The following is a 24,999-nucleotide window of genomic DNA, read 5'->3' as shown; positions in this document are numbered from 1 at the left end:
ACTCAAAATGAAGATATTAGTTGTATGTAATGCAGGAATGTCAAGTTCTATACTTGTAAAAAAGATTAAAGAATATGCACAAAGTGTCAACGATAGTGCAGAAGTACAAGCAGTTAGTAGCGCAAGTATTTCTGATGAGATTGGAAAATGGGATGTATGCTTAGTGGCACCTCAAATTATGTATGCAGTAGAAGAAGTAAAAGGAAAACTACGTATTCCCACACAAGCTGTGGATATGCGTGTATATGCAATTTCTGATGGAAAAGGTACATATGAACAAGCAAAGAAGTTAATGGAAGGATAGGTGTCAACATGCCAGATTTAGAAAAATTAAGCGCTGTAGCTATGGAAATTATTACTTATTCAGGTGCAGCAAAATCAACATATATTCAGGCGATGCATCTGGCAAAGAAGCAACAGGTGGAAGAAGCGTATGCAAAGCTAGAGGAAGGGGATAATTTCCTTAAAGAAGCGCATGACAAACACTTAGCGCTTCTACAAAAAGAAGCGATGGATAATGAACCTCAAGTTTCTATGCTCGTATTGCATGCGGAAGATCAATTTATGAGTTGTGAAACAATTAAAATCATGGTTCAAGAATTTATGGAACTATATAAGGAGAGAAATTAAGTTTATGGCAAAAACAATGTACGACCCATGGTCAAAAATTACAACACGTAATGGTTATGCGTGTGATGAAGTCATTAGTGCTTTACAAAAGTCAGTACGTAGAGGATTGGAAGAACAAGCATGTATGTTCGCATACGAATTATATATTTCATCTCCTCAATTAGAAGAAAAACTATGGAGAAGACTGCTTACGATATCAGTAGAAGATATTGGTATGGGAAATCCTATGGCTGCAATTATGGTGAACAATTTAGCGCAAATGCGTTTGAATTATGACTACGCTGATAATGATCGTACAATGTATTTCATCCACGCTATTCGTTACATGTGTGCGAGTGAAAAAGATCGTTCAAGTGATATCTTAAAAAATATTTGTATCAAATCATTTGCGATGGGAAAACTTCCTGAAATTCCTGATGTTGCATTAGACAAGCACACACAACGCGGACAAGCGATGGGTAGAGATTCTTTCCATTTCTTACATGAAGCAAGTGTTGTTATTCCTCAAGCAGAAATTGACAATAACTATAAAGAACGTTATGAAGAAATTCTAAAAGAATATGACCCTGAAAATGTAAGTGATACAGCCTTTACCTTTAACGGCTGGCAGTTTTAATGGCAAGTGCACATAATCGTGCAGATGCAAAAGATATTGCGAATGTTGTATTGATGCCCGGAGATCCCTTAAGGGCCAAATATATTGCGGAAACATATTTAAAAGATGTCATACAATTCAATGATATACGTAATATGCTAGGCTTTAGTGGAACTTATAGAGGAAAGCGCATTTCTGTTATGGGAAGTGGTATGGGATGTGGCTCTATGGGAATATATGCGCATGAGCTATACCATAAATATGATGTAGATATCATCCTTCGTATTGGCTCTTGTGGAGCATATAGCACACAACTTCAAATGCTAGACGTTTTCTTAGCACAGAGTGCATATAGTGAATCGACCTATGCATCAACATACAGTGGAGAAAATCTTCATATTGTGGAAAGTGAACCACAACTAAATGAGCACATTATTACATGTGCAAAGGAACATCAGTTTCCTTTGAAGATTGGAAGAGTGCATACAAGTGATTGTTTCTACCATAAAGTGAAAGAAGATCTTGTTGATTTAGTAGAACATAAGGGTTGCTTATGTGTTGATATGGAAAGTTTCGCCCTCTTTCATATAGCACATTGTGCTGGTAAACAAGCCGCAACCCTACTTACTGTATCTGATCATAGTATCACGAAAGAAAAGGTAAGCGCACAAGCGCGTGAACAAAGGTTCGATACAATGATGACGTTGGCATTGGGATCTATTATAGAATACGCAAAGTAACCCAAAAAAGGGTTGCTTTTTCTATTATAGGAATACATATGAATTCTCTATTTGTTTATTCCTATTTGAACAAACTACAAAAAATTTTAAGTTTGTTCAAATAGACTTGTATAAATTAATGTTAATGTTATAATAAAAGGGGTGATAATATGTTAATAAAAAGAGAGAGATATCTTAGAAAAATAAGACAGTATTATGATATTGATTTGATAAAAGTCATTACAGGTATCAGAAGATGTGGGAAATCAAAGTTATTAGAGGCTATTATGAGGGAAATCGAAGATAGTGGTATTTTAAAAGATCATATAATCTATATCAATTTTGAAGATTTCGATTATGAGTTCATAAAAAATGCAGAGAATTTGCATACAGAAATCAAGAATCGAGTGGTAGATGAAAATAAATATTATATATTTCTTGATGAAATTCAAAATGTTCAAAATTTCGAAAAAGCAATAGCTTCTTTTAAAGCTACACTAAATGTATCAATATTTGTAACTGGAAGTAATTCAAAGCTGTTGTCAGGCGAACTTGCAACTTTACTTACTGGTAGAACGATTGATTTTGAAATACAACCTTTTTCGTTTTTAGAAATGAAAGAATATTTTGAAAGAAATAATAAAGATTTTAATGAAGATTATATATATGATTATATTAAGTGGGGAGGTTTTCCACAACGTTTTGAATTTCTTAATGAAGAGGCTGTACGTAAATATTTAAGTAATTTATATGAAAGTATTATCGTAAAAGACATTATGGTAAATGCGAATAGTTTTGATAAGGATGCTTTCAAACAAATTTCCTTATATATCATGTCCAATGCAGGAAAGGAATTATCTGTAGATAGTATTGTTCATTATTATAATAATAAAAATAACAATAATAAAAAAACGATTACACGGGGTACGGTTTATAACTATATTGAAAAAATGGAAAAAGCATACTTGATAAAAAGCGTGAAGCGTTATAATATCATTGGGAAAGAGGCATTAAAAAGTCGAGAAAAAAAATATGCAGTGGATATGGGGCTACGAACAATAAATACAAATACCATAAATTTTGAAGATACATTTTATTTAGAGAATATCATTTATAATGAACTTGTTTTAAAAGGATTTCAAATATTTACAGGAAAAACATATAAAGGAGAAGTAGATTTTGTCGCAATTAAAGATGGGAAAAAATGCTTTATACAAGTATCGTATTTATTGGCAAGCCAAACAACGATAGATAGAGAATTTAATGCATTTAAACCAATTACGGATTCTTCACCTAAATATGTTCTATCATTAGATAAAATAGATATGAGTAAAGATGGTATAAAGCATATTAATATCATTGATTTCTTATTGGGAGAAGTAGAATTAATTGTTACATAGAGAAATGCAATAAAAGATAATCGATTTCTATTTGAACAAACTACGAAAAAATCTGAGTTTGTTCAAATAGGATTTCATATTCATCCTTTCCTATTCTTATAGGAAATTTTTTATTTGTCCTACATTCATCTTTTCGCTATACTATTTTTGTAAGTATTGGCTGTACTTCCTAACGGATATACGTTTCCTTATGAAATAGCGATTTATATGGAAGTATCATAATAACTACACAAGAAAGTGAGGATATTATTATGAAGAAGTACACCGTAGCAATTATTGGTTCTGGTAGTGCATATACCCCTGGTATTGTAAATTCTCTATTGGAACAAAGAGGACGTATTCCTCTAAAGAAGATCGTATTCATTGATGATCATGAAGAACGTCTTCATATCACTGGTGATTTCATGGGAATCATGGTAAAAGAAGTAGATCCTAGCATTGAAGTATGCATGACTACAAAACGTGAGGAAGGCTTCGTAGGGATGGATTTTCTACTAGCTCAAATTCGTACAGGAATGCTTCCACAACGAGTGCAGGATGAAAAGATTGCGATGAAACATGGTGTGATTGGACAAGAGACTTGTGGACCTGGAGGGTTCGCGTTCGCTATGCGAGAAATCCCAGCAATGGTTGAAATCGCAAAAGATGTTGTAAAATATGCACCTAATGCATGGATTATTAATTATTCTAATCCAACAGCAATCGTGGCAGAAGCTATACAGCGAGCAGTACCTGAAGTGAGAAACATTTGTATTTGCGATGTTCCACCTTGGCAACAAAGTGATATGGCAAAGATTATGAAAGGGACAACAAAAGATTTCTCTTATCGTTATTTTGGATTAAATCACTTAGGGTGGTTCACCAATATGTTTGACGTATTTGGTGTTGATAAACTACCAGAATTAAGTGAATATGTAAAAGTGAACGGAATGTTTACTGGAAGTGCAACAGATGAGAGTTGGGCAAGAACGGCGAAACGCCAAAAACAATTTGTGGAACATTTCCCAGGAACTTTACCAGTAAGTTATTTACAATACTATTATTACCCTGATGAAATGTTTGAAGATGAAGACATCAATTATACTCGTGGAGAATACTGTATTGACCACCGTGAAAAAGAGACTTTCGCATTATGTTTAGAAGGTGTAAAAAAAGGCAGTGCAAAAGGGAATGACTTAACAGATACGATTCATGGGGATTTTATTGTGAATATTGTAAATGCCATTGTGAATGATACAAATGAAGAGTTTATAATCAACGTGCCAAATGATGGAGTTATTTCAAATTTTACACAAGGAGCTATTATTGAATGTATTGCGACTATCAATGCATCTGGTTATCGTCCATATAATGTAGGAACGATTCCTACCTTCCAGAAAGGTTTGATGGAAGTGATGAAAGCATATGAAACCTTAACGGTAGAAGCTTGTTTAGAAGGAAGTTATCAAAAAGCATTAGAGGCATTAACATTGAATCCAATTGTGCCATCTACACATGTAGCGAAAGCTATCTTAGATGATTATATTGATGCGAATAAAGCATATTGGCCAGAATTAAAATAAATAAAGGATGGGATACTATGAAGATAGTGTCCTTTCTTATGGAGGAAAACATGGAAAAAGTACAAATAGGAAAGCTACTGAGAGTTATCATCGGTTCACTGATTATGGGCATTGGTATCACGTTTACGATATGGGCGAATGTGGGGAGTGATCCAATGACACTGTTTTGGATAGGAATTTCAAACACATTGTCGATTACCGTAGGGCAAGCAAATATTTTGATATGCGCGATTATTTTAGTGTTCGTTTTCTTTATGGATAAAAAGCAGATTCATATAGGAAGCATTTTGAATCCGATTGTTATCGCATTAACAACGGATTTTATGACTTCTCATATGGTTTCCATTGATTCTTTGAGTATGAGTATACTTCTATGTGTATTGGGCTTGTTGGTACTTGCTTTTGGTATTGCGATATATGCATTAGCCGATTATGGTAAGGGTGCGTATGAGGCTCTTGTTTTCTGTGTGAGTCATAAAACTAAGAAAAGTATTGGGATTGTTCGTACTCTGTGTGATATCACCTTTGCGATTCTTGGTATTTTGCTAGGGGCAACAGGAGCATTAGGAACCCTATTAGCAATCATATGTATGGGTACAAGTATTCAATTCTTTATTAAAAAACTATCGAGAGACTCATAAAAAAACTTTTTATGAATGAAAGGTTTAAAAATAAAAATCTTGCCGATACTTTTTGTAGAGGTGAATGAAATGAAGAAATTCTTTATCATAGTGAGTATATGGATGATGACTTTGTTTACGATAGGATCAATAACAGCTAAAAGTGAAATTGAGTATGTGATTAGATATGATAGCAATACAATGGAAACATACCCTTTAAAAAATAAAATCCAAGAAATATATACAGACTTAGTCGGTGGAATCCACGCGGAGTCATCTTTACGTATGGTTATAAAAAACTTGGAGATGTTTGAGTATAAAAATGATATATCTGCCAAGTGGGAAGATAACCATTTACTAATAAAAGAAGGTGATGGAAAAGGCGATGAGATATCAGGAGATTTACGTGCGAAAAGCATTTGCGCACCAGAAGTAGAACCTCGATCTTTCATCCAAGAATTGTTTACACATTAACTCTCATATGAATTGAGAGTTTTCTTTTGAAAGGAAATTTAAATTGACCTTTTAAGTTCATGAATGCTCGTGATATAATACTTAAGTATAAGGTTATAGGTGACTATATGAATATAAATAGAAAAGAATTTATGTATGAATTCCTTTGGATACTTGCTGGTAATATTGCGCTAGCCATTGGTGTAGCGTGGTTTATACTACCCAATAATGTATTGACGGGAGGATTAGCAGGAGTTGCGATTGCCTTGCAAAAGATAGTTCCATTGTCTCCAGAAATGATGATTAATATAGGAACTGTTGGTTTATTTATTATTGGTGTTTTTATTTTAGGTAAGAAATTTGCGATGAAGACAATTTTAAGCACGATTGCTTATCCTTTATTATTGTCTTCATTTTCATATATAACTGCGAATTATATCGCACCAGATACATTTATCATGGATAAATATCTTGCGACCATTTATGGTGGCGCATTGATGGGGATTGGAATTGGTTGTGTATTTCGTACAGGAGCTAGTACGGGAGGAATGGATATTCCTCCACTTGTAATCAACAAATATACTCATATTCCACTTCCTAGGCTTGTGCTGATTGTAGATGCGTTGACTGTTTTGTTAGGGGCAGCCACTTATGGACTGCAAGCAGCTTTAACAGGAATACTATCCGTTTGGGTAAGTAGTGTGTTGATCAATAAAACCATGATGATTGGTGGACATGATGCGAAGAATGTAATGATTGTATCTGAACATCATCGTGAGATAATGGACAAGATACATGAAACGTTAGAAAGAGGTACGACACTTATTCAAGCGGTAGGAGGATATTCTCAAGAACAAAAACCAGTGTTGATGGTAGTGATTGTGAATAAACAATTGCCACAACTACAAAAGCTTGTATCACATATCGATCCAGAAGCCTTTGTGATTGTGATGAATGCGAATGAAGTACAGGGATTAGGATTTACATATGAAGAAGAACTATAAAGAAAGAAGGGGATTTTATGCAAAAATTTAATTATCACTGTCATACAGCAAGATGTGGACATGCTGTAGGAGAAGATGAAGCTTACGTATTAGAAGCTATAAAAAATGGATTTGAAAGGATAGGGTTCTCTGATCATATGCCATATAAGGATGGATATATCAAAGGAGAAAGAATGCATGATTATGAACTTGAAGATTATGTGACTTCTATAAAGTATCTTCAAGAAAAATATAAAGACCAAATAGAAATACGAATTGGGCTTGAATTTGAAAACTATCAAGAACAAATGGATGAAATCAAAGCTAATAAAGAACGTTTTGATTATATTATTTTAGGAGAACACGAGCCTGCATTGTTTGCGCCAGACTTCTATCGCAATTTTGAAGATAAAGATACTTTGTTATATGCGAAGATGGTAGAAAAAGCAATTGTAGATGGATTGCCTGATTATGTAGCACATCCTGATTTATTTATGTTTGGGAAAGAAGAATGGAATGAAGCCTGTGAAGAGGCATCTCATATAATCTGTAAAGCAGCACAAGATTATCATGTTCCATTAGAATTGAATTTAAATGGATTGAAACATGGAAAGTGTCAAAGAGGAAATGAATATCGTTATTTGTATCCATATCGTAAGTTTTGGGAGATAGCTTCTACATATAAAGTAAAAGTATTATATGGTTTAGATGCACATGAACCAGAAAAATATAGTGATAAAGAATGTTTTAGGATTGTTGAGGATGAAATCATATATGGGATTTCATTAGATTTCATTGATGATTTAAGTTTTCCTAGCAAACTATAGCATACATAAAGCATCCGTAAATGGATGTTTTTATTTTACCTTAGCAATCATAGAAACAAGAACGAAAGGGTGTAACTGCTTTCATTCACAAGTGACTCAAAACTGAGAGTTCTATGAAGAATACGGAGTTTTCAGCTAAAATATCTGGTAAAAATTGTATAAAAAGTTGTCCTTACTTGTGAAGTATTATAATAATTTAACAAGACGATTTATGAATTAAAATAGTTGTATTTTTTTAATAAGATTGAAATAATGCCTTACAATCAACGTTTGTCATAAAATATTTATTTGAAGCATATGTATAGAATAGTGTTTTTTGGGTAAAATACCAATAAACACATGTTAAAAAATAATATTATTGGACAAGTTCAAAGTTATGTGATAGACTATTGTCTGTTTCATACGAAGGAGGAACAACGATGAAGGCAAAACGAATTTTATTCGTCCTATTCACCTGTGTTTTCGCTTTATATGGATGTGTGAGTACCGAAGCTAGAGTTTTCGATACAAACATAGCGAACAACGACTTTATTGTATCAAACGATACAGACCATATACCACAGCCACTTGCAAGGCTAGTGGATAACAGGAATGAAGTATTTGCATTGAAGGCCTATGCTAAGAACAATCAAGACACACAATTGTATACAAGTGTTCGAGATAGCAAAGGGCTGATTGTCACAAAAGAGGATTTTAATCGCATCAGTAAACAGCTGCTTGGCGATGCGCGTGAAAAGAAGAAAGCAAAAGATGCAGAAGCTGCGCGTAAAGCAGAATTAGAACGTTTAGAAAAAGAAGCACTAAGTGCCTTTTCTCCAAGAATTACAACATACGGAGTTGACTGTTATGGGTGTCAAGTTGTAAATGGACGTGGAGGTACTGCGATGGGAGTTGCATTAGATTTGAACCTTGGGGTACAGTTACCAGATGGTACATGGCAACCAGGGATCAAGTATGGGAATTATTATATCATTGCGGCAGATCGTAGTGTGCCAATGTGTTCCATTGTAAAGATTGAGAACCATGGCCTAGGTGGTGCAGGTTTAAATCCAAATGAACCTTTCTACGCAATGGTATTGGATAGAGGTGGTGGAATCTCAGGACATCATCTTGATTTGTATACAGGAAGTGAATCCAATTCTCAAGTATATCGAGTATCTGCTGGAAATCCAACTGCGCAGATTATTCGTATGGGAGGACAATCAGGTAATTCTTGTCCCCTATAAATCTTTTAGACACTGATGAAATCCATAACGTCAGTGTCTTTTTTAGTGTATTTATGATAAAATATTGTACGAAAGGTTGCGTTCATATGAAGATAAAAGAAGTCATTGTAGTAGAAGGTAAAAATGATACCAATGTGTTGAAGAGCTATTTGCAATGCGATACACTTGAAACCAGTGGAACTCATCTTGGAAAAGAAGTATTAGCACGCATCGCACAATTGCAAAAGACAAGAGGAATTATTGTTTTTACAGATCCTGATTTTCCTGGTGAAAAGATTCGAACAACCATCAATCAATATGTACCAGGGTGCAAGAATGCTTTTATCGATAAAAACAAAGCGAAAACAACAAAGAAGGTAGGTATCGAACACGCTAATAAAGAAGATATTATAGAAGCGTTGTCAAACCTACTAACGTATGATGAAACATGTATAGAAACATTGTCTTATGAGGATTTTATGGACCTTGGTTTACAAGGACAAAAAGATAGCGGACAGAAAAGAGACATCCTTGCCCAGAAATTATCCTTGGGTAAACCAAACGCAAAAACACTATGGAAACGTTTGAATATGGGAAGATATAAAAAAGAAGATATAGAGGATTTATTAAAATGAAAGGAAGAGCAATATGAATAAACCAATTGCGACACCAAGTAGAACCAAAGAGATATTGGAAACATATGATTTATTCGCAAAGAAGAATTATGGGCAAAACTTCCTAATTGAATCTAGCGTTGTGGAAAAGATCGCAAGATCTTCCATTGTAAGTGATCATTGTGTAGTATTTGAAATAGGACCTGGTATTGGGGCATTGACGCAATACTTATGTGAATACGCAAAGAAGGTAGTATCTTTTGAAATTGATGAAAGACTCCCGGCTGTATTAAAAGAAACATTATCCGAATATGATAATTTTGAAATTGTACTACAAGACTTTTTAGAAATTGATTTAGTGGAGTGGGTAGAGAAGTACAAAAAAGAAGGGTACGATGTAGTCATCGCAGCCAATCTTCCCTATTATATAACCACACCGATTCTCTTTAAGATATTTGAATCTCATGCGGATATTTCCGCAATCACCGTTATGATGCAAAAAGAAGTAGCGGATCGTTTTCATGCAATTCCAAATACAAAGGATTATAATGCATTGAGTATCATCACGCAGTATCGTTGTGATGTAAAATCGGTTATGAAAGTACCTAAGAATGTCTTTATGCCAAAACCTAATGTAGATAGTGCTGTACTACAGTTTCGTTTTATAGAGAGAGACAATACTATAGAAGAAACTCATTTCTTTGAAATGGTGAAAGCTTGTTTCAAACAAAGAAGAAAAACAATTTTAAATAACTTTGGTGAATATTGTGAAAACAAAGAAAGTGCACGCCTTATCTTAGAAAAGGCACAAATAGAAGTGGCTCGAAGAGCAGAGAGTCTTGGTATGGATGAGTTTATTCATTTGTATGAGGTGATGACCCATGAAGATTAATGCATATGCGAAAATAAATATGTGTTTGAACGTTGTGGGGAAAAGAGAAGATGGATACCATGAATTAGAAATGGTTATGGTACCGATTGATTTGCATGACATTCTAACGGTTGAATTCGCAGATGAAGATATTTATACATCGAATGAAACGAGCATCCCTATGGATGACTCTAACACCGTCGTAAAGGCAGTTCGCTTGATGCGTTCAACATTCCATTTAAATCAACATTTTCATATTCATGTGGAAAAGAACATTCCAGCACAAGCAGGATTAGCTGGAGGCAGTGCAGATGGCGCAGCAGTGTTGCGAGCAATCATAGAACTGTGTAATATAAACATCACTTTAGAAGAATTGTCCTTATTAGGAAAACAAATTGGAGCGGACGTTCCTTTTTGTGTAATGCAATGCTGTTCAATTGTAAAAGGTATTGGAGAAAAAATTGTTCCATTTAACAATCGATGCGATTTTGAAATCCTACTTGTGAAACCCCAAGAAGGAGTACCAACAGGAAAAGCATTTTCCGTGTTAGACTTTGATGCATGTGACCATCCAGATTGTGATATCGTTAGAACGTGTATGCAAGAAGATGATTTTCAATGTTTATGTTCAAGTGTATCCAACTCTTTGGAATATAGTGCATTTCAGATAGTTCCTCATATTAAAGAAATAAAAAAGAAACTACAGAAGTTAGGATTTCCATTAGTTCTTATGTCTGGAAGTGGAAGTACTGTATTTGCATGTAGCAAAGATAACGCATTTGTAGAGCAGTGCGCATCTAAGATGAAAGACAAAGGTTATTTTGTATATAAGACACATATTATTTAGCCCGACATAGAGAATTTTCTAATGTTTGGCTTTTTTTGTATCTATAAATACTGCGCGCTATGTGCGTATTCAGACTTCAAGTGAAAGAAAGGTATCTAAAATGCAAAAACACCACCGTGTTACAATTCAGTAGGTGCTGTCTATGAAAGAAACAATAAAGCAGTAGGAGATAAAAAAAAGCCCCTTTGAGGGGCAGCCAGTGAAAATGCAGCGGTTATCAAATCTTCAATGGACCATTATGGTCCACACAACAAAATGCCTTTAGAAGTAAACGTTCATGGCTTTCTCCAACATATCATATGAACTAAAATTGCCACAACTGCTATTGTAGCAAATAATCCCCACGGAATAATCCAAGATATAGCTGGTGGCATTTCAAAACGATAAAATGTTGCTACTCCTAGAATTATGGCTATAACACTTGAACCGCATCCAACAACACGACAAAGTCTTTTCGTATTATATCTTTGCTGGTTCTCCTTTGGTAACATATTGTATCCAGCAATCAAAAAGCTGGCTTTTCCCAGTAATAAAATAATTGATATTATGACAAGTATAACAACAATGATGAAAGGTACCCAAATTGGTGTGTTCATTTTCATACCTCCTTACTCGTCAATTTCGTGATTAGCATTATATTTTGTTTTCAGCTTATAGGCAATAAATGTTGATAAGAACATTGCTCCATAAATCACGCCTAGAGCACTTTCTGAAATTTTTCCATTTACAATTATTTTGGCATATTCAAATATAAAATCATACATGCAGGCAATTATAGCCAACAGACCGAACAAACCTGAAAAATATATGAAACGCTTTTGCTTTCTTTCTGTCAAAGGATATATATCGTAACAGACAAACTCGATGATACATAATACCACAACGAAAAGGATAATAGTCAGTTCCGACCATTTGCCTTCTGCCCACTGTATTCCACAAGAATACAACAGTGCATTGATTAATAGTAGCCCTATAAGAGAAAATAATCCATGCTTGAAAACATTTCCTCTTTTTAATAATTGGAGTTCATCCAAATGTTCTGATTTTTTCATGATCAATCCTCCCAAAACAATTCATCTAAGGTTTTATCTAAGACTTTACATATGTCGACACAAAGTTTTATAGACGGATAGTAATCCCCTTTTTCAATAGCGTTCATTGTTTGTCTGCTTACTCCTATTGCTTCCGCTAAATCTTTTTGTGTCATATCAAGAGCTGCTCGTGCAGACTTTAACTTTAAATTTTTTCCCACGATACGTTCTCTTTTCCTCCTTACATAATTTTTACTATATTGATTTTATTTCCACATTAAGACTAGCATAAAGTACGCGCAAAAGTCAAGTTTACTTGACAATAATTAAAGACAGTTTTACATATAATATTTATTTTTATCATAATATATATGAATATAAATTATATTTTATAGAATAAAATAAAAAAGCAAAGCAGAGATAAGGGGGAGGACTCTGCTTTGCCAATTCCGATTGTAATGCTACTCTTTCAAAGGTACGAAAGAATAAGCATACAGTTATTTTTGTAGTTTTTGTTTTTGTCTATACTTAATCACAAAAGATGATAATACGTCGGCTGTCAATTTGAAGGATGCTACTCTTCGTGCTGTCCAAGAATGATTTTCTCTACATTCATCAAATCCGACATACCCAACAAATTCGCCTTCATCAAGCATTGCACATTGCAATATTGAACGTATTCCCTGTGGTTCGAGTATAGTGTAAACATCTGGATGAAGATTTTTTATATCTTCACAATAAAACATACCCTCTTCATTAAAGTTTGTTAAATAATCGCCCAAATCATCTACATATGCAATCTTTTGTAGTTTATCAATCTGTTTTGAAACACCCTCATGACACCATTCAAATGTATTAGAACAATACTTGCGATCTTGTGAGCTTTCAAATATATATACACGACTTACGTCAAAGGAATGTCCAATAATTTCTAGCAAACGAGAAATCGTAGAACCTATATCCTTTGCCTCGTAAAGTGTACGGAATGCATATTGCGCTAGTCCTTCATCCACAACCTTATGTTCATCGGATACAATGCTATCATTTACAGCGCTGAATATTGATTCTTCATAATCGTATACTTGTGTTTCATCATAGAAAGATGCTCCGTTACGTCCTTTATGCTTTTGGTGATACAATGCTTGATCCGCATGCTTGTACAGTGTGTAGAAATCAATTGCATCACGTGGCTCAATTGTAACGCCTATACTACATGTAATTGGGGCTGCTCCAAGGTCAGGGATAATCATACGGATTGCTTCAAGAAGTTGTTCAACTTTCATTTTAGCGCTTCGTTCATCTTTTACCTCAGGAAGGTATACTAAATATTCATCTCCACCAATACGCCCGACAATATCGCTTGAACGCGTGTGGTTTTTTAATACTGCAGAAACATCAGAGAGAACAGAATCCCCACACAAGTGTCCATAGGTATCATTCACAGCTTTAAACTGATCAATATCCAAAATCATAAGTGCTTGAAAAAATTGCAGTCCTTTTGTTTGCATCTTTTGTTCTGCTAAAGCTTGTACTGCTGCTTTGTTGTACAAGCCTGTTAATGCGTCACGTTGTGCTTGATCAAGAAGAAGTTGTTTTTGTTTCTTTTCTTCATCGATATCCACAATAACACCTACCGCTTTGATAGGACGATTGTCAGGTGTGAACTGTGTGGTAGCGCGTATACGACACCATATATAATTTCCTTGTTTATTGCGTATACGGAATTCCGTTTCAGAATAAGGAACACCTACAGAAGTATTTTTCATAATATTAACAAATGCAGATATATCATCAGGATGGATGTTGCTAGACCCAGGTATTCTTTCGCTAATGTTCTGTTCAATTGCGGTATATCCAAACTTTTTGAACCAATTGGTAGAAAACGTAAGTGTATCTCTTCGTATATCCCATTCAAAAATAATATCAGTAGCCTGATCCATTATGACTTGATGTCGTTCTAAAGATAGACGCAATTCCTCTTCCTGTTGTTTTCGTTGTTCTATTTCTATTAACAAACAATAAAAGCATGGACCGATACTGGATTCTTTTACAAGACATCCTTTATCTAAAACCCAAATAGGTTCTCTATCTTTACATAACACGCGATACTCCAATTCCATTTTCGTACCAAGTTTAAGCTGTTCCTTCATGCTTTGTTTCATCCCTTTGCGATCTGCAGGATGAATCATATTCATAAATTTATTGTCAAAGAAGGTTCCTATTTCCTCTTTGGTATATCCAAACATGGTCAGAAAAGCATCACTCATGGAAATTAGTGTGATATCTTCATCATTCTTGCATTGATGAATACCGCCAGGGATATTTTCTATCAAATCTGCTAGTTGTCGATTACGATCATGTAAAGCTTGACGTAAATATTTATTATCTTCACGGTCTTCTTGTTTAACGAAATAGTTTCCATCTCCTTGATTATTATCTGGATGAGAGGAGTGTAAATGTGTGACCTTTAACGTTCCATCCATATTCTCAACTACAAATGTTAAACGCAAATGTTCTGGTGCTATTTTACTATCTTGTGCGATTGCGTATACATTTCCATACACAACACAAACATTGTCATCTAAAAATGTAATATCTAAATCGGTGTTTTTGATTTCAAAACATCCATTATATTCTTCTTTATCTTTCAAAAGGGAGCGCATAGACTCTTCAAAAGAGCTTGAAAATTCGCCTTGTCCAGTACCAATCCATGAGATATCATCTCGCATATATTCTGATAAATGTTCAACATCTCTTGTTTCAAAATATATTTTTAGTAAGCGCTGTATAAAGTCTATGATTGATTTTTTGTTCCATGCGTCCATGTAGTACTCCCTCCGATTTAAAAATGCCAGTCAGTGTTTCTATAGCTTAATTGTATAACAAACCGCAATTTATTTCATTAGATTTTATGAATATTGTAAAAAAAGAAAGTGAAAAAAATACAATATATACAATACATTGTGTAGATATGCGGAGAAATAGTAAATAATGTAATTGTTCGTTGTTGCATTAAATACATACAATTCTACTCTGTTATATAAAAGCAAAATCTTGATTTCTCGCACTACAAGACTCTGTTATTTGTATTATATAGATTGTTTAAAACGTAGATTCTTTTACTTTTTCTTGTCGAGTTGAAGCATGGAAACAACAGTATCTGGAATGCATAACTTCTAGAATGGCATAAATACAAAGCGTTAATAATACAGAGATATATGCGCTGTATTCAAATTCAAGTTGATAGTGAAGAATTAAGATTGATGGGATAAAGAATAAGGTAGTTAATAAAGAATAAAAGAGAATATATATGAATCGTCTCTCATATTTTATATTCAAAGAAGATAACAATTTTTGGAATTGAGTATTTTTCTTTTCTTCCATATTTGTATACGGTAACCAAAGTATGTTTTTATAATCATGATTCAAATAGCTTTTGAATCCATCGAAATCCTGTTGTGCAATATATTCCATAATAATATCAGCGTCTATAATTCTTAAATGCTTTTGTTTTTTAGAAGAAGCATTCTTTGCTTTAAGAAATCCACCAATATCGCTAGCATGTTTTTCTTCCTTAACTTCATAGAGTTTACTTATCATGTAGGTTGGATGATAAATGTCCATAATAACAATGTCATCACCTTGTGCATGTTGCATACCAATATACAAAGCTTCCATGACGCTAAGGTTATGGCTTGTAGAGATATAATGACAATGAAAGTCTTTTTCTGTTAGGTTTCGTAAAATAGAAAGCGTCGCATCATGAGAGCCGTTATCTATAAAAATGCATTCATAATTAACTGTTAATTGTTTTAAATCTCTAATCACATGTTGATAGAAAACATTCAATCCATGTTGATCATTATATAATGGTACAACGATACTTAACAATTTCATCTCTTAGACCTCACTTTACTTCGTATTATCCCACCCTCTATAGAAAAAGACTACGAAAGAAATCTTAATGTATCTTAATTATCATGCATGCCTATAGTGAATCTATCGTTGAATATTGTATAATAGAATCAAGAAGAGAGGTCTAATGTATGGCACAGAGAATAATGATTGCGGATGATAGTCCAGAAATTCGCGAAGTAGTAAATGTATTACTGAGCAATGAAGGCTATGAAATCGTAGAGGCTGAAAACGGAAATGAGGCACTTGCTTGTATAGATGGTATCGATTTATTCATTTTGGATATCATGATGCCAGAGATGGATGGTTACAAAGCATGTAGGGCAATACGCGAGAAAAGCAACGCTCCTATCTTGTTTTTAACTGCGAAGACATTAGATGGAGATAAGGCATTGGGGTTTTCTTGTGGTGGAGATGATTATTTGGTGAAGCCATTTTCCTATAATGAACTAATATCTCGAGTAAAAGCCTTGTTGAGAAGATATTGTGTATATAAGGGAAAAGAAGGAACACATGATTCTAAAATTGTGGAAAAATATAATTTGATGGTGAATCTTGAAAATAATCAGGTACATGTAGATGGAGAACGTGTTGCGTTAACAGAAATAGAGTATCGTATTTTAATGTTGTTGTTATGTGAGCCTAAAAGGGTGTTTTCAAATCAAGAATTATATGAAATTATATGGGAAAGTCCATACTTGTATACTGCAAACAATACCATTATGGTACATATGCGAAACTTACGTAAGAAGCTTCATGTAGACCCTCAGAATCCGATGTATATCAAGACGGTATGGGGAAAGGGGTATCGTTTTGAATAGGAAGATGAGGATTTCAAGATTATCTTTAAAATTAATAGGAATTGTAATTGTGGCTGCATGTGTTTCGGTACTTGTATTTTGGATGTTGTTTTTCAATCGTTACCGTATGTTCTATATGTTTAATGATAAGAGTGCAATAGAAAAACAAACGAGTGAACAAATCAAAACGTTACAAAGTAATATAACTGATAAAAATATATCAAAAGAAGATAGTAAAAATATTCAAAAAGAAATGCATAAATTCAAAGGGTTAACGATGTTTTTATATGATGGGGAAGCAGACGTTGACCGCGAGTATTTGATAAGTAATCTAGAGAATAAGGCATATATACAAACATCAAGTTTTATGGTTCGCTTATATGAACCACTTTCAAAACAATACGATTTACACTTCTATGATGGAACGTATACATTATATGTAGATTCTTATCAAGGAGTTGTCTTTATGATTCGTTATTTGATAATTATTTGTGCATTCGCTGTATTGTTGTTTATAAGTATCATTATGATATATGTCCATCGCAAAATGCGTTATGTTTTAGAAATAGGCGATGAGATGAAATTGATTGAGAATGGTGATTATCATCATACCATCGTGTATAAGGGAAGTGATGAAATAACTGATCTTGCAAAGCAGTTGAATCATCTTCGTAGTGCTCTTTATGAAAATATGAGTAAAGAGGAAGATGCTCGTAAAGCAAATGAAGAATTAGTAACCGCAATGTCCCATGATTTGCGCACTCCACTTACCTCTTTGATTGGGTATTTGGATATCGTCGATTTAAAGATATATAAAACGGATGAAGAAAAGGATAAATATATTCATAAAAGTAAAGAAAAAGCTGCACAAATTAAGGGAATGTCAGATCGTTTGTTCAATCATTTCTTGGTATATGCACAAAATGATGATGTAGATTTATCTACATTTACACAAGATGACATTAAAGGTTTGTTAGGTTTATTCTGTGATGATTTAAAAGAGCGTCATATAAAAGTATATGAAGCCTTTGACAAACAACCATTTCAAATACGTGCGGATCATAAGTTAATGAATCGTATCTATGATAATTTACTTTCTAATATTTGCAAGTATGCAGAAAAAGATATGGTGGTTGTCAGTTTATCCGTGCACCAAGGTTTAGTTACGATTAAGGTAAAGAATAAAAAGAAAAAAGATGCGACAAAAGAAGAAAGTACACATATTGGACTTAAGAGCATTACCAAGATGATGAAAGAAATGGGTGGGAATGTAAGCATTGATCAAGATATGGATTGTTTTAGTATAGAACTCATATTTCCTTGTAGAGAAATTCATAAAGCGTAGGGTATCTTTCAATAGATGCCTTTTTTCTTGGACATAAAAAACAGTAAGGAAAAATCCTTACTGTTTAGGGTTATATAAGTTCACATTTTGTCATCGCGTGAAGAATTCCATCATGCAATACATCATCTGTAATAAAATCGGCGATTTCTTTTATAGGTTCACAACTATTTCCCATAGCTATACCAATGGTTGCATTTTTAATCATGTCATAATCATTTAAGCTATCTCCAACCGCAATATATTCTTTCATATTGAAATGTTCTAGCACAAACTGGATACCTAAGAATTTATTGTGTCCTTTTAAAACGACATCAGAATAATTTGATTGTCCTGGAATAAACGTAAGATCTTCAATGTCTTGATAATCTTTATAATCGTATCCAAAAGGACCGTATGCAATCATCATGATGACAGGACTACCATCGTATGGAATAACGGGTGGAATAACTTCGTTAAAGAAGTTTGCGGAGGTGATAACATTTTCATCAGCCTCTCTGGTTAGACGATTGATTTCTCCGATAATAAATAGAGGAGAATTTAACTCGTTAGCTTTGGCAATACATGCTTCTACTGCATGAGGTGGAATTGGCACGAGATGAATGTTTTTCTGTTCACGGTCATAGATTGCCTGCCCGTTGTTGCACAAGTAAATGTCCCAGTCAATGAGTTCGTGAAACCCAGCCTCCATTAAGGATATTAAAGATCTTCCTGTAGAGATGCATAAGATATGTCCAGCTTCTCTTAGGCGTTTTAGAGTGTCTTGTGTAGACGTTGGTACGGTATGAGTGGTACTATCTACCAGCGTACCATCTATATCAAAAAATATAAGTTTTCTACTATTCATGTAGTTCATCCTTTCTCAGTTACGTTTATCATAGCATAAAGTAAGGAATTTTAACTAGCATTTATGGAATAAAAAATAGGAACACCTTTTATTTATCGCGAAATTTTGGTAAAATATAAGGCGGAGGTATGTTTTTATGAAATCTGCGATAGTTTTGGCAGCTGGTAAAGGAACAAGAATGAAATCTTCTCTCAATAAAGTAATGCATCCAGTAATGAATAAACCCATGATTGGACACATTATCTCAAGTTTGAGAAAGTGCGATGTAGATCGTATCGTTGTTGTTGTTGGACATGGAGCTGAAAGTGTAAAAGAATATCTAGGTGATGGAGTGGAATATGCGCTTCAGGAGCCTCAATTAGGAACTGGACATGCAGTTATGCAAGCTCAGAGTTTGGCAGATGTAGAAGGCGATACCATTGTATTGTGTGGGGATGGACCACTTATCCAACCTGAAACAATACAGGCAGCGTTTGATGCGAATAAAGGCTATGCTTGTACAGTCTTGACTTCTGTGCTTGAAGATGGAGCACGTTATGGAAGAATTGTACGTGGTACAAATGGCAATGTATGCAAGATTGTAGAGGCAAAAGATTGTAGTGAAGAAGAATTAGAAATTAAGGAAATCAACACAGGAATTTTCTGTTTCAATAACAAAGGGTTATTTGAAGGCTTAAAAGAAATTAAGAATGAAAATGCTCAAAATGAGTATTATCTAACAGATTTAGTAGAAATATTTAATAAAAAAGGCGAATCTGTAAATGCTATGATTGTGGATGATCCAGATGAAACAATGGGTGTGAATGATCGTGTAGATTTATCAAAAGCAGCAACGTGGTTAAAACGTTATGTTAACAATAAACATATGGTAAATGGAGTTACCATTGTAGATCCTGAGAACACATATATTGATGTTGATGTTGTGATTGGTGAAGATACAATCATTTATCCAAACGTTCATATTCAAGGTGAATCTGTAATCGGAAAGAATACAGAAGTCCTTCCAAATTCGTTCTTGCGTAATGCGATTATTGGTGATTATGTAGTCATCGATAGTAGTAAAATCGTAGAGAGTAAAGTTGGCTCACATACTACGGTAGGACCTATGTCACATCTTCGTAATCATACTGAGATTGCACAGGATTGCCGTATTGGAAATTTTGTTGAGTTTAAGAATTCCTACTTTGGGGAAGGTAGTAAATGTGCACATCTTACGTACATTGGAGATTCTGACTTTGGTAAGAAGATCAATGTTGGCTGTGGAGTCGTTACCGTAAATTATGATGGTAAGAATAAATTCCGCACCACTGTAAAAGATGGAGCATTTATTGGAAGTAACTGTAATTTGATTGCGCCAGTAACCGTTGGCGAAAATGTATTATTGGCAGCGGGTTCAACAATTACAGACTCTGTTGACGATGGAGATATGGCAATCGCTAGATCTCGTCAGTCAATCAAAAAAGGCTTTGGAACCACATACAAGAACAAATAGGAAAGGTACAGGGATTGTAGGAGAATGGAAAAGAAGACAGTAGTATTTGCATTAACATCAAGTGTAGAATTAGCAAATGAAATCGTAGCAGAATTAGGAATACCTTTAGGACAATGTGATGTAAAACATTTCTCTGATGGTGAAATCATGGTAGAACTTGGAGAATCTGTACGTGGAAAGAATGTATATATCATTCAATCTACTTGTGCTCCAGTTTCTAGTAACATTATGGAAGTGTTGATTGCCATTGATGCATGCAAACGTGCAAGTGCAGGACACATTTCTGTTGTAATGCCATATTTTGGATATGCAAGACAAGATCGCAAAGCAAAAGCAAGACAACCTATTACTTCGAAATTAGTAGCAGACTTGTTAGAAAAAGCTGGAGCTAACCGTGTAATCACAATGGAGCTTCATGCAACTCAGATTCAGGGATTCTTCAATATTCCTGCAGATGATATTTCAGCAATTACAATCATCGGAAGATATTTCAAAGAAAAGAACTTAGCTGATATCGTTGTTGTATCTCCAGACCATGGTGGAACAACACGTGCTAGAAAGTTAGCAGAAATTTTACATGCGCCATTAGCAATCATTGATAAACGTCGTCCAAAACCAAATGTAGCAGAAGCTATGAACATCATTGGGGATGTAAATGGTAAGGTTGCTGTTGTAATTGATGACATCGTAGATACAGCAGGAACTTTAACTGCAGGTATTAAGATGTTAAAAGACAAAGGGGCAACTGCTGTCTATGCTTCATGTATTCATGGAGTATTATCAGGCCCTGCTATTGAACGTTTAAAATCATGTGAACTTGATGGATTTGTTTGTACAAATACGATTGCACAAGATGATAAAGCTGCACAATATCCTGAGATGACTGTTTTATCTGTTGGACCAATCCTTGGAGAAGTTATAAAAGCAATTGAAGAATCAAGACCAGTAAGTGAAATCGTTTCACGTTACGCAGAATCATAAAAACATAGAATACATATGTAAAGAAAGGAAATGATTATGCTTGAGCATCTCTTAGAACAAGTTTTGCCAGAGATCATTTCGATCTTGGAAATTATTGGAGTCATCGTTATTTTGATTGGCTCAACAAAAGCATTCTACCATTATGTCATCGCAAGTATAAAAGACGATGAACATCCTATTCGAATTGAACTAGCCAATGCATTAGCGTTAGGGTTAGAATTCAAAATGGGAGCCGAAATTTTAAAAACGGTATTGGTAAGAAACATAAGTGAAATCTATGTTTTAGGTGCTATTATTCTGCTGAGAGCATTGTTATCCTTGATGATACACTTTGAAATCAAAGCAGAAAAAGAGCATAACCATACATCGGATGCTTCACCAAATAACTACTAAAAACAACATCTATTGAGCTGTTGTTTTTTATTTAATAGGAAAGTTCTATTTGTAAACAAACTACAAAATTTCTAAAAATCTGCATTATGAAATAGAAAGCTAGATAGTTGTTAGATTCCGTTACTTATTTTACGAAAATATAGGACGAACAAGGTATATTTTAAGGGGCGCATCAAAATATATCATATATAGAATTGCATCTCATTTGTCCTATGTTATACTATGAAAAAGACAAGGAAGGTGCTCATGAAAACAGTGACGATGTCACAAAGATTCTACTATCAAGAACTTGAAAAAATCGCTAGGGAATGTGTTCGACAGGACATTGAAACGTATGCTTCAATTGTGTTAATCCAAGAAACACTAGTCAAATAAGAGAGGGGAAATATAGGAAAGCAAAGGGAATGAGTATCCATATGAGTGCAAGTTATGTAATTGCGCGTAGGGGTATGGGATACAAAGATACAGTTAAATAAGAAGATTATGATATAACCATATTATGATGATGATTACTAGAAGATAATTACATTGTGATATGGATGAAATTACATAATGATTAAAAAAAGTCCATTATGAGGAAAACAGCGTATCACTTCGTATGTGTAAGTATAGGAAGAAGGCTATTCATAATCATAATGGATAATGAGAGAGCAAGAAATCCACTCATGTTGGAAGATGCAAATCTTTTCAATGATTCATTATGAATCATTTTCTTGTTCGAAGATGTGAGCAATAAAGTTTTTAGGACCCATAGCATATAATTGCTTTATTCCTTTTTTTCCAAGTTCCCGATAGATATCATCGAAATAGAACATTCCCGCAACAGCAGGAAATTGATCCCAAAGCTCACTTGAACGAATATGTTTTATAATTTTCTGTTGCATAGCGCGATTATCAATGGTCATAGCTTGTGTTAATAAACCAAAGGCTTTTTCTTTATGTGGTTCATATTTCTCAGTATAAAACTTATACAGTTCACAAGACTCATTCCAAGATAAATAGTGAGCTAAACCATTTATAAAAGCAGATGCATTTAAAATATGGGCGTAATTCTCTCCTGATAAAGGGTACTGTTTCAAGATACAAAGCTTTGTAACTTCAAAGGTGATATGGTTCTTTAAAATATATACCATTTGAGATACAACGCGTGTATAATTCGCAACACAAATCAAATCTATAAGAATATAAGTTTCATCATTTCTTAGTACACGTGTGCTCATAGTATCGCTTCCAACTACAGGAAGGATACATATAGTATCTAAATAACTTTCTTTATCTGAGAACAGCATATTCCATAAAGTCTGATTGAATACTGGAAAATCATTAACAATGCTAGAAAGCTTTGTATTTAGTTCTTCTACAATATCTTTACGTTTTATATCAGGCTTTTGATAATTGCGTATATCCTTATAAAAGGGTTCTTTTGATAATGGAGATTCTTGTAAATAAGCTTGAATGAAACTATCATCATAACGCATATTAATCACCTCATCCTTATTATAACAGAGTGTACCATGAAAAAAAGGAGTTTTGCACTCCTATTTTATGGCGTATACATAGTATGATTCGTTTATACCCTATGCATGCTTATGAAAGTTTTGTAAATTTATTGCGACAGCCGTATACAATGCAGGAAATAAAATGGAACTTAAGAAGGATATGATGTTTGTATCTTGTGAAGAAGTTAAGATAAAAGTATTGATCGCAATGCAAATCATAATCGCAAAACCAACGTAAACACAATATTTTACCTTGTCCGTATTCGCATATCGAATCGCAAACACTCCCATAAAGATTTGTAATAGAATAAGCACTATTGCAGTACCCACGTATTGCCATATTGGTATCAACAATACATACTCTCCGCTGCTAAGTTTCATTACAGAAGTAATTAATATAAGAGTTGAAATGCATCCAAAGACCATTTCTAAAATACCAACTCCCTTTAATAGTTTTTCAAATTTATTTGTATATGTATTCATTGTAAATCTCCTTTTCTCATTTAGAATAGCATATTACATTTACAAATACTAGGGTACATAAATCCAATAGAATAGGGAATGCTAGTTTTGGGAGTGATACAATGAGAAAAGAAGCATTTCGTGACGTCGTGATTTGTTGTGTAATATTCTTATTGTTTGTATTTGGCGCATCCTTATGGATACAGAAATTTCAACCATATGACAAGCAAAACACAACAACAGTAAGTGGAGAACAAGAAAAGGTTGTATATCTAACCTTTGATGATGGACCTAGTCAAAACACGCAGGCTGTATTGGATATTTTAGATACCTACAAGGTAAAGGCAACTTTCTTTGTGACTGGAGAGAATACAAGCTATCAAGACTTGATTTTCCAAGAGTTTAACAAAGGACATGCGATTGGTATTCATACCTATTCGCATAACTATAAAGAAATCTATGCAAGTGAAGAGGCGTATTTGAAAGATATGGAAAAAGTGAATACACTAATTGAAAAACAAATTGGGCATAAAGTAAATATCTTTCGTTTTCCCGGAGGTGCTAGTAATACCGTATCTCGAAAGTATTGTAATGGCATTATGAAGTCTTTGTCGGATACACTATTGAAGAAAGGGTATCAGTACTATGATTGGAATGCGAGTAATGGAGATGGAAATAGTAGTCTAGATAGTGGAACACTCATATCTACTGCGATAAAAGAAATAGGAGAATTAGACGAAGTGATGTTGTTGATGCATGATGGCGCAGGAAATAGCGCAACAGTCAAGGCTCTACCAGCAATTATCGAACACTTAGTAAAAAAAGGTTATACATTTAAAGTTATCAATTATGAAACTCCTGTTTTTCATCATCATATCGCAAATTAAATAAAAAAATGTTATAATCAAAGT

29 protein-coding genes are annotated in these 24,999 nt (G+C 34.1%); 21 read left to right on the top strand and 8 right to left on the bottom strand.

Annotation, left to right across the window (positions count from 1 at the left end; translation table 11 throughout):
* Positions 1 to 7: 7 nt before the first annotated feature.
* The 14 genes from ACWG0P_RS03810 to ispE all read left to right on the top strand — a co-directional run bounded on the left by ACWG0P_RS03810 (position 8) and on the right by ispE (position 11,326).
* Entirely contained in the window at positions 8 to 304 is a 297-nt protein-coding gene (locus ACWG0P_RS03810) for a PTS sugar transporter subunit IIB (RefSeq protein WP_455800552.1), read from the top strand.
* An 8-nt stretch (positions 305 to 312) separates the two neighbouring features.
* Entirely contained in the window at positions 313 to 630 is a 318-nt protein-coding gene (locus ACWG0P_RS03805) for a PTS lactose/cellobiose transporter subunit IIA (RefSeq protein WP_455800551.1), read from the top strand.
* A gap of 4 nt (positions 631 to 634) precedes the next feature.
* The gene (locus tag ACWG0P_RS03800; protein ID WP_455800550.1) at positions 635 to 1,246 is read left to right on the top strand and encodes an AAA family ATPase; all 612 of its coding nucleotides are present in this window, start codon (positions 635 to 637) and stop codon (positions 1,244 to 1,246) included.
* On the top strand, positions 1,246 to 1,965 hold the full coding sequence (deoD, locus tag ACWG0P_RS03795; RefSeq protein ID WP_455800549.1) for a purine-nucleoside phosphorylase: 720 nt from the start codon (positions 1,246 to 1,248) through the stop codon (positions 1,963 to 1,965). Before ACWG0P_RS03800 ends, deoD begins: the two co-directional genes overlap by 1 nt.
* 149 nt (positions 1,966 to 2,114) lie before the next feature.
* A complete protein-coding gene (locus ACWG0P_RS03790) occupies positions 2,115 to 3,344 on the top strand; it encodes an ATP-binding protein (protein WP_455800548.1) in 1,230 nt (409 codons plus the stop codon).
* Positions 3,345 to 3,595: 251 nt separating this feature from the next.
* On the top strand, positions 3,596 to 4,906 hold the full coding sequence (locus ACWG0P_RS03785) for a family 4 glycosyl hydrolase (protein WP_455800547.1): 1,311 nt from the start codon (positions 3,596 to 3,598) through the stop codon (positions 4,904 to 4,906).
* Positions 4,907 to 4,923: 17 nt separating this feature from the next.
* On the top strand, positions 4,924 to 5,547 hold the full coding sequence (locus ACWG0P_RS03780) for a YczE/YyaS/YitT family protein (RefSeq protein ID WP_455800546.1): 624 nt from the start codon (positions 4,924 to 4,926) through the stop codon (positions 5,545 to 5,547).
* Between the two features lie 15 nt (positions 5,548 to 5,562).
* On the top strand, positions 5,563 to 6,000 hold the full coding sequence (locus ACWG0P_RS03775) for a multidrug transporter (protein WP_455800545.1): 438 nt from the start codon (positions 5,563 to 5,565) through the stop codon (positions 5,998 to 6,000).
* Positions 6,001 to 6,107: 107 nt separating this feature from the next.
* A complete protein-coding gene (locus ACWG0P_RS03770; protein WP_455800544.1) occupies positions 6,108 to 6,983 on the top strand; it encodes a YitT family protein in 876 nt (291 codons plus the stop codon).
* Positions 6,984 to 7,000: 17 nt separating this feature from the next.
* Positions 7,001 to 7,789 carry a histidinol-phosphatase gene (locus ACWG0P_RS03765; protein ID WP_455800543.1) on the top strand — a complete coding sequence of 263 codons (789 nt, stop codon included), beginning with the start codon at positions 7,001 to 7,003 and terminating at the stop codon, positions 7,787 to 7,789.
* Positions 7,790 to 8,208: 419 nt separating this feature from the next.
* The gene (locus ACWG0P_RS03760) at positions 8,209 to 9,015 is read left to right on the top strand and encodes a 3D domain-containing protein (protein WP_455800542.1); all 807 of its coding nucleotides are present in this window, start codon (positions 8,209 to 8,211) and stop codon (positions 9,013 to 9,015) included.
* 86 nt (positions 9,016 to 9,101) lie between these two features.
* The gene (gene rnmV, locus ACWG0P_RS03755; protein ID WP_455800541.1) at positions 9,102 to 9,629 is read left to right on the top strand and encodes a ribonuclease M5; all 528 of its coding nucleotides are present in this window, start codon (positions 9,102 to 9,104) and stop codon (positions 9,627 to 9,629) included.
* A gap of 13 nt (positions 9,630 to 9,642) precedes the next feature.
* Complete coding sequence (gene rsmA / locus ACWG0P_RS03750) at positions 9,643 to 10,500, top strand: 16S rRNA (adenine(1518)-N(6)/adenine(1519)-N(6))-dimethyltransferase RsmA (protein WP_455800540.1); 858 nt, start codon at positions 9,643 to 9,645, stop codon at positions 10,498 to 10,500.
* Positions 10,490 to 11,326, top strand: a complete 837-nt coding sequence (gene ispE, locus ACWG0P_RS03745; RefSeq protein WP_455800539.1) for a 4-(cytidine 5'-diphospho)-2-C-methyl-D-erythritol kinase — start codon at positions 10,490 to 10,492, stop codon at positions 11,324 to 11,326. The genes rsmA and ispE overlap by 11 nt, the downstream gene beginning before the upstream one ends.
* A 275-nt stretch (positions 11,327 to 11,601) precedes the next feature.
* On the opposite strand, the gene ACWG0P_RS03740 is transcribed toward ispE, so the two are convergent.
* The 5 genes from ACWG0P_RS03740 to ACWG0P_RS03720 all read right to left on the bottom strand — a co-directional run bounded on the left by ACWG0P_RS03740 (position 11,602) and on the right by ACWG0P_RS03720 (position 16,254).
* Positions 11,602 to 11,922 carry a DUF3784 domain-containing protein gene (locus tag ACWG0P_RS03740; protein ID WP_455800538.1) on the bottom strand — a complete coding sequence of 107 codons (321 nt, stop codon included), beginning with the start codon at positions 11,920 to 11,922 and terminating at the stop codon, positions 11,602 to 11,604.
* Positions 11,923 to 11,934: 12 nt separating this feature from the next.
* Positions 11,935 to 12,378: a hypothetical protein gene (locus ACWG0P_RS03735; protein WP_455800537.1), complete on the bottom strand. Its 444-nt coding sequence runs from the start codon at positions 12,376 to 12,378 to the stop codon at positions 11,935 to 11,937.
* A gap of 2 nt (positions 12,379 to 12,380) precedes the next feature.
* A complete protein-coding gene (locus ACWG0P_RS03730; protein WP_455793159.1) occupies positions 12,381 to 12,578 on the bottom strand; it encodes a helix-turn-helix transcriptional regulator in 198 nt (65 codons plus the stop codon).
* 276 nt (positions 12,579 to 12,854) lie between these two features.
* Positions 12,855 to 15,182 carry a diguanylate cyclase gene (locus ACWG0P_RS03725; RefSeq protein ID WP_455800536.1) on the bottom strand — a complete coding sequence of 776 codons (2,328 nt, stop codon included), beginning with the start codon at positions 15,180 to 15,182 and terminating at the stop codon, positions 12,855 to 12,857.
* A gap of 277 nt (positions 15,183 to 15,459) precedes the next feature.
* On the bottom strand, positions 15,460 to 16,254 hold the full coding sequence (locus ACWG0P_RS03720) for a glycosyltransferase (RefSeq protein WP_455800535.1): 795 nt from the start codon (positions 16,252 to 16,254) through the stop codon (positions 15,460 to 15,462).
* Between the two features lie 149 nt (positions 16,255 to 16,403).
* Between ACWG0P_RS03720 and ACWG0P_RS03715 the strand changes: the two genes are divergently transcribed.
* Positions 16,404 to 17,093 (top strand): response regulator transcription factor, encoded by a 690-nt coding sequence (locus tag ACWG0P_RS03715; RefSeq protein WP_455800534.1) that lies wholly within the window; start codon positions 16,404 to 16,406, stop codon positions 17,091 to 17,093.
* A gap of 4 nt (positions 17,094 to 17,097) precedes the next feature.
* On the top strand, positions 17,098 to 18,417 hold the full coding sequence (locus ACWG0P_RS03710) for a histidine kinase dimerization/phospho-acceptor domain-containing protein (protein ID WP_455800533.1): 1,320 nt from the start codon (positions 17,098 to 17,100) through the stop codon (positions 18,415 to 18,417).
* A 70-nt stretch (positions 18,418 to 18,487) separates the two neighbouring features.
* Here ACWG0P_RS03710 and ACWG0P_RS03705 read toward each other — a convergent pair whose 3' ends face one another.
* On the bottom strand, positions 18,488 to 19,261 hold the full coding sequence (locus ACWG0P_RS03705; RefSeq protein ID WP_455800532.1) for an HAD family hydrolase: 774 nt from the start codon (positions 19,259 to 19,261) through the stop codon (positions 18,488 to 18,490).
* Between the two features lie 136 nt (positions 19,262 to 19,397).
* On the opposite strand from ACWG0P_RS03705, the gene glmU reads away from it, so the two are divergent.
* The 4 genes from glmU to ACWG0P_RS03685 all read left to right on the top strand — a co-directional run bounded on the left by glmU (position 19,398) and on the right by ACWG0P_RS03685 (position 22,502).
* Positions 19,398 to 20,753 (top strand): bifunctional UDP-N-acetylglucosamine diphosphorylase/glucosamine-1-phosphate N-acetyltransferase GlmU, encoded by a 1,356-nt coding sequence (gene glmU / locus ACWG0P_RS03700; protein ID WP_455800531.1) that lies wholly within the window; start codon positions 19,398 to 19,400, stop codon positions 20,751 to 20,753.
* Between the two features lie 24 nt (positions 20,754 to 20,777).
* Positions 20,778 to 21,734 (top strand): ribose-phosphate diphosphokinase, encoded by a 957-nt coding sequence (locus ACWG0P_RS03695; protein ID WP_455800530.1) that lies wholly within the window; start codon positions 20,778 to 20,780, stop codon positions 21,732 to 21,734.
* Positions 21,735 to 21,770: 36 nt separating this feature from the next.
* Positions 21,771 to 22,127: a DUF1622 domain-containing protein gene (locus tag ACWG0P_RS03690; protein ID WP_455800529.1), complete on the top strand. Its 357-nt coding sequence runs from the start codon at positions 21,771 to 21,773 to the stop codon at positions 22,125 to 22,127.
* Between the two features lie 246 nt (positions 22,128 to 22,373).
* The gene (locus ACWG0P_RS03685) at positions 22,374 to 22,502 is read left to right on the top strand and encodes a hypothetical protein (RefSeq protein ID WP_455793168.1); all 129 of its coding nucleotides are present in this window, start codon (positions 22,374 to 22,376) and stop codon (positions 22,500 to 22,502) included.
* A 323-nt stretch (positions 22,503 to 22,825) separates the two neighbouring features.
* Here the strand turns inward: ACWG0P_RS03685 and ACWG0P_RS03680 are convergent, their stop codons facing one another.
* On the bottom strand, positions 22,826 to 23,605 hold the full coding sequence (locus ACWG0P_RS03680) for a hypothetical protein (protein WP_455800528.1): 780 nt from the start codon (positions 23,603 to 23,605) through the stop codon (positions 22,826 to 22,828).
* Positions 23,606 to 23,704: 99 nt separating this feature from the next.
* A complete protein-coding gene (locus ACWG0P_RS03675) occupies positions 23,705 to 24,109 on the bottom strand; it encodes a hypothetical protein (protein WP_455800527.1) in 405 nt (134 codons plus the stop codon).
* A 101-nt stretch (positions 24,110 to 24,210) separates the two neighbouring features.
* Here ACWG0P_RS03675 and ACWG0P_RS03670 point away from each other — a divergent pair, with 101 nt between their 5' ends.
* Entirely contained in the window at positions 24,211 to 24,975 is a 765-nt protein-coding gene (locus ACWG0P_RS03670) for a polysaccharide deacetylase family protein (protein WP_455800526.1), read from the top strand.
* The last annotated feature ends 24 nt before the right edge of the window (positions 24,976 to 24,999 follow it).

Source organism: Amedibacillus sp. YH-ame6 (genome assembly GCF_053848845.1).
This window is presented reverse-complemented; position numbering and strand designations above follow the sequence as displayed.

What these genes read in the sequence shown, in the direction of transcription:
- ACWG0P_RS03760 (WP_455800542.1), top strand. Translation starts at nt 8,209, where the DNA reads ATGAAGGCAAAACGAATTTTATTCGTCCTATTCACCTGTGTTTTCGCT.
- ACWG0P_RS03785 (WP_455800547.1), top strand. Translation starts at nt 3,596, where the DNA reads ATGAAGAAGTACACCGTAGCAATTATTGGTTCTGGTAGTGCATATACC.
- ACWG0P_RS03780 (WP_455800546.1), top strand. Translation starts at nt 4,924, where the DNA reads ATGAAGATAGTGTCCTTTCTTATGGAGGAAAACATGGAAAAAGTACAA.
- ACWG0P_RS03800 (WP_455800550.1), top strand. Translation starts at nt 635, where the DNA reads ATGGCAAAAACAATGTACGACCCATGGTCAAAAATTACAACACGTAAT.
- ispE (WP_455800539.1), top strand. Translation starts at nt 10,490, where the DNA reads ATGAAGATTAATGCATATGCGAAAATAAATATGTGTTTGAACGTTGTG.
- ACWG0P_RS03720 (WP_455800535.1), bottom strand. Translation starts at nt 16,254, where the DNA reads ATGAAATTGTTAAGTATCGTTGTACCATTATATAATGATCAACATGGA.
- ACWG0P_RS03685 (WP_455793168.1), top strand. Translation starts at nt 22,374, where the DNA reads ATGAAAACAGTGACGATGTCACAAAGATTCTACTATCAAGAACTTGAA.
- ACWG0P_RS03680 (WP_455800528.1), bottom strand. Translation starts at nt 23,605, where the DNA reads ATGCGTTATGATGATAGTTTCATTCAAGCTTATTTACAAGAATCTCCA.
- ACWG0P_RS03805 (WP_455800551.1), top strand. Translation starts at nt 313, where the DNA reads ATGCCAGATTTAGAAAAATTAAGCGCTGTAGCTATGGAAATTATTACT.
- ACWG0P_RS03735 (WP_455800537.1), bottom strand. Translation starts at nt 12,378, where the DNA reads ATGAAAAAATCAGAACATTTGGATGAACTCCAATTATTAAAAAGAGGA.
- ACWG0P_RS03770 (WP_455800544.1), top strand. Translation starts at nt 6,108, where the DNA reads ATGAATATAAATAGAAAAGAATTTATGTATGAATTCCTTTGGATACTT.
- deoD (WP_455800549.1), top strand. Translation starts at nt 1,246, where the DNA reads ATGGCAAGTGCACATAATCGTGCAGATGCAAAAGATATTGCGAATGTT.
- ACWG0P_RS03765 (WP_455800543.1), top strand. Translation starts at nt 7,001, where the DNA reads ATGCAAAAATTTAATTATCACTGTCATACAGCAAGATGTGGACATGCT.
- ACWG0P_RS03695 (WP_455800530.1), top strand. Translation starts at nt 20,778, where the DNA reads ATGGAAAAGAAGACAGTAGTATTTGCATTAACATCAAGTGTAGAATTA.
- ACWG0P_RS03710 (WP_455800533.1), top strand. Translation starts at nt 17,098, where the DNA reads ATGAGGATTTCAAGATTATCTTTAAAATTAATAGGAATTGTAATTGTG.
- ACWG0P_RS03670 (WP_455800526.1), top strand. Translation starts at nt 24,211, where the DNA reads ATGAGAAAAGAAGCATTTCGTGACGTCGTGATTTGTTGTGTAATATTC.
- ACWG0P_RS03675 (WP_455800527.1), bottom strand. Translation starts at nt 24,109, where the DNA reads ATGAATACATATACAAATAAATTTGAAAAACTATTAAAGGGAGTTGGT.
- rnmV (WP_455800541.1), top strand. Translation starts at nt 9,102, where the DNA reads ATGAAGATAAAAGAAGTCATTGTAGTAGAAGGTAAAAATGATACCAAT.
- ACWG0P_RS03715 (WP_455800534.1), top strand. Translation starts at nt 16,404, where the DNA reads ATGGCACAGAGAATAATGATTGCGGATGATAGTCCAGAAATTCGCGAA.
- glmU (WP_455800531.1), top strand. Translation starts at nt 19,398, where the DNA reads ATGAAATCTGCGATAGTTTTGGCAGCTGGTAAAGGAACAAGAATGAAA.
- ACWG0P_RS03705 (WP_455800532.1), bottom strand. Translation starts at nt 19,261, where the DNA reads ATGAATAGTAGAAAACTTATATTTTTTGATATAGATGGTACGCTGGTA.
- ACWG0P_RS03690 (WP_455800529.1), top strand. Translation starts at nt 21,771, where the DNA reads ATGCTTGAGCATCTCTTAGAACAAGTTTTGCCAGAGATCATTTCGATC.
- ACWG0P_RS03740 (WP_455800538.1), bottom strand. Translation starts at nt 11,922, where the DNA reads ATGAACACACCAATTTGGGTACCTTTCATCATTGTTGTTATACTTGTC.
- ACWG0P_RS03810 (WP_455800552.1), top strand. Translation starts at nt 8, where the DNA reads ATGAAGATATTAGTTGTATGTAATGCAGGAATGTCAAGTTCTATACTT.
- ACWG0P_RS03775 (WP_455800545.1), top strand. Translation starts at nt 5,563, where the DNA reads ATGAAAGGTTTAAAAATAAAAATCTTGCCGATACTTTTTGTAGAGGTG.
- ACWG0P_RS03790 (WP_455800548.1), top strand. Translation starts at nt 2,115, where the DNA reads ATGTTAATAAAAAGAGAGAGATATCTTAGAAAAATAAGACAGTATTAT.
- ACWG0P_RS03725 (WP_455800536.1), bottom strand. Translation starts at nt 15,182, where the DNA reads ATGGACGCATGGAACAAAAAATCAATCATAGACTTTATACAGCGCTTA.
- rsmA (WP_455800540.1), top strand. Translation starts at nt 9,643, where the DNA reads ATGAATAAACCAATTGCGACACCAAGTAGAACCAAAGAGATATTGGAA.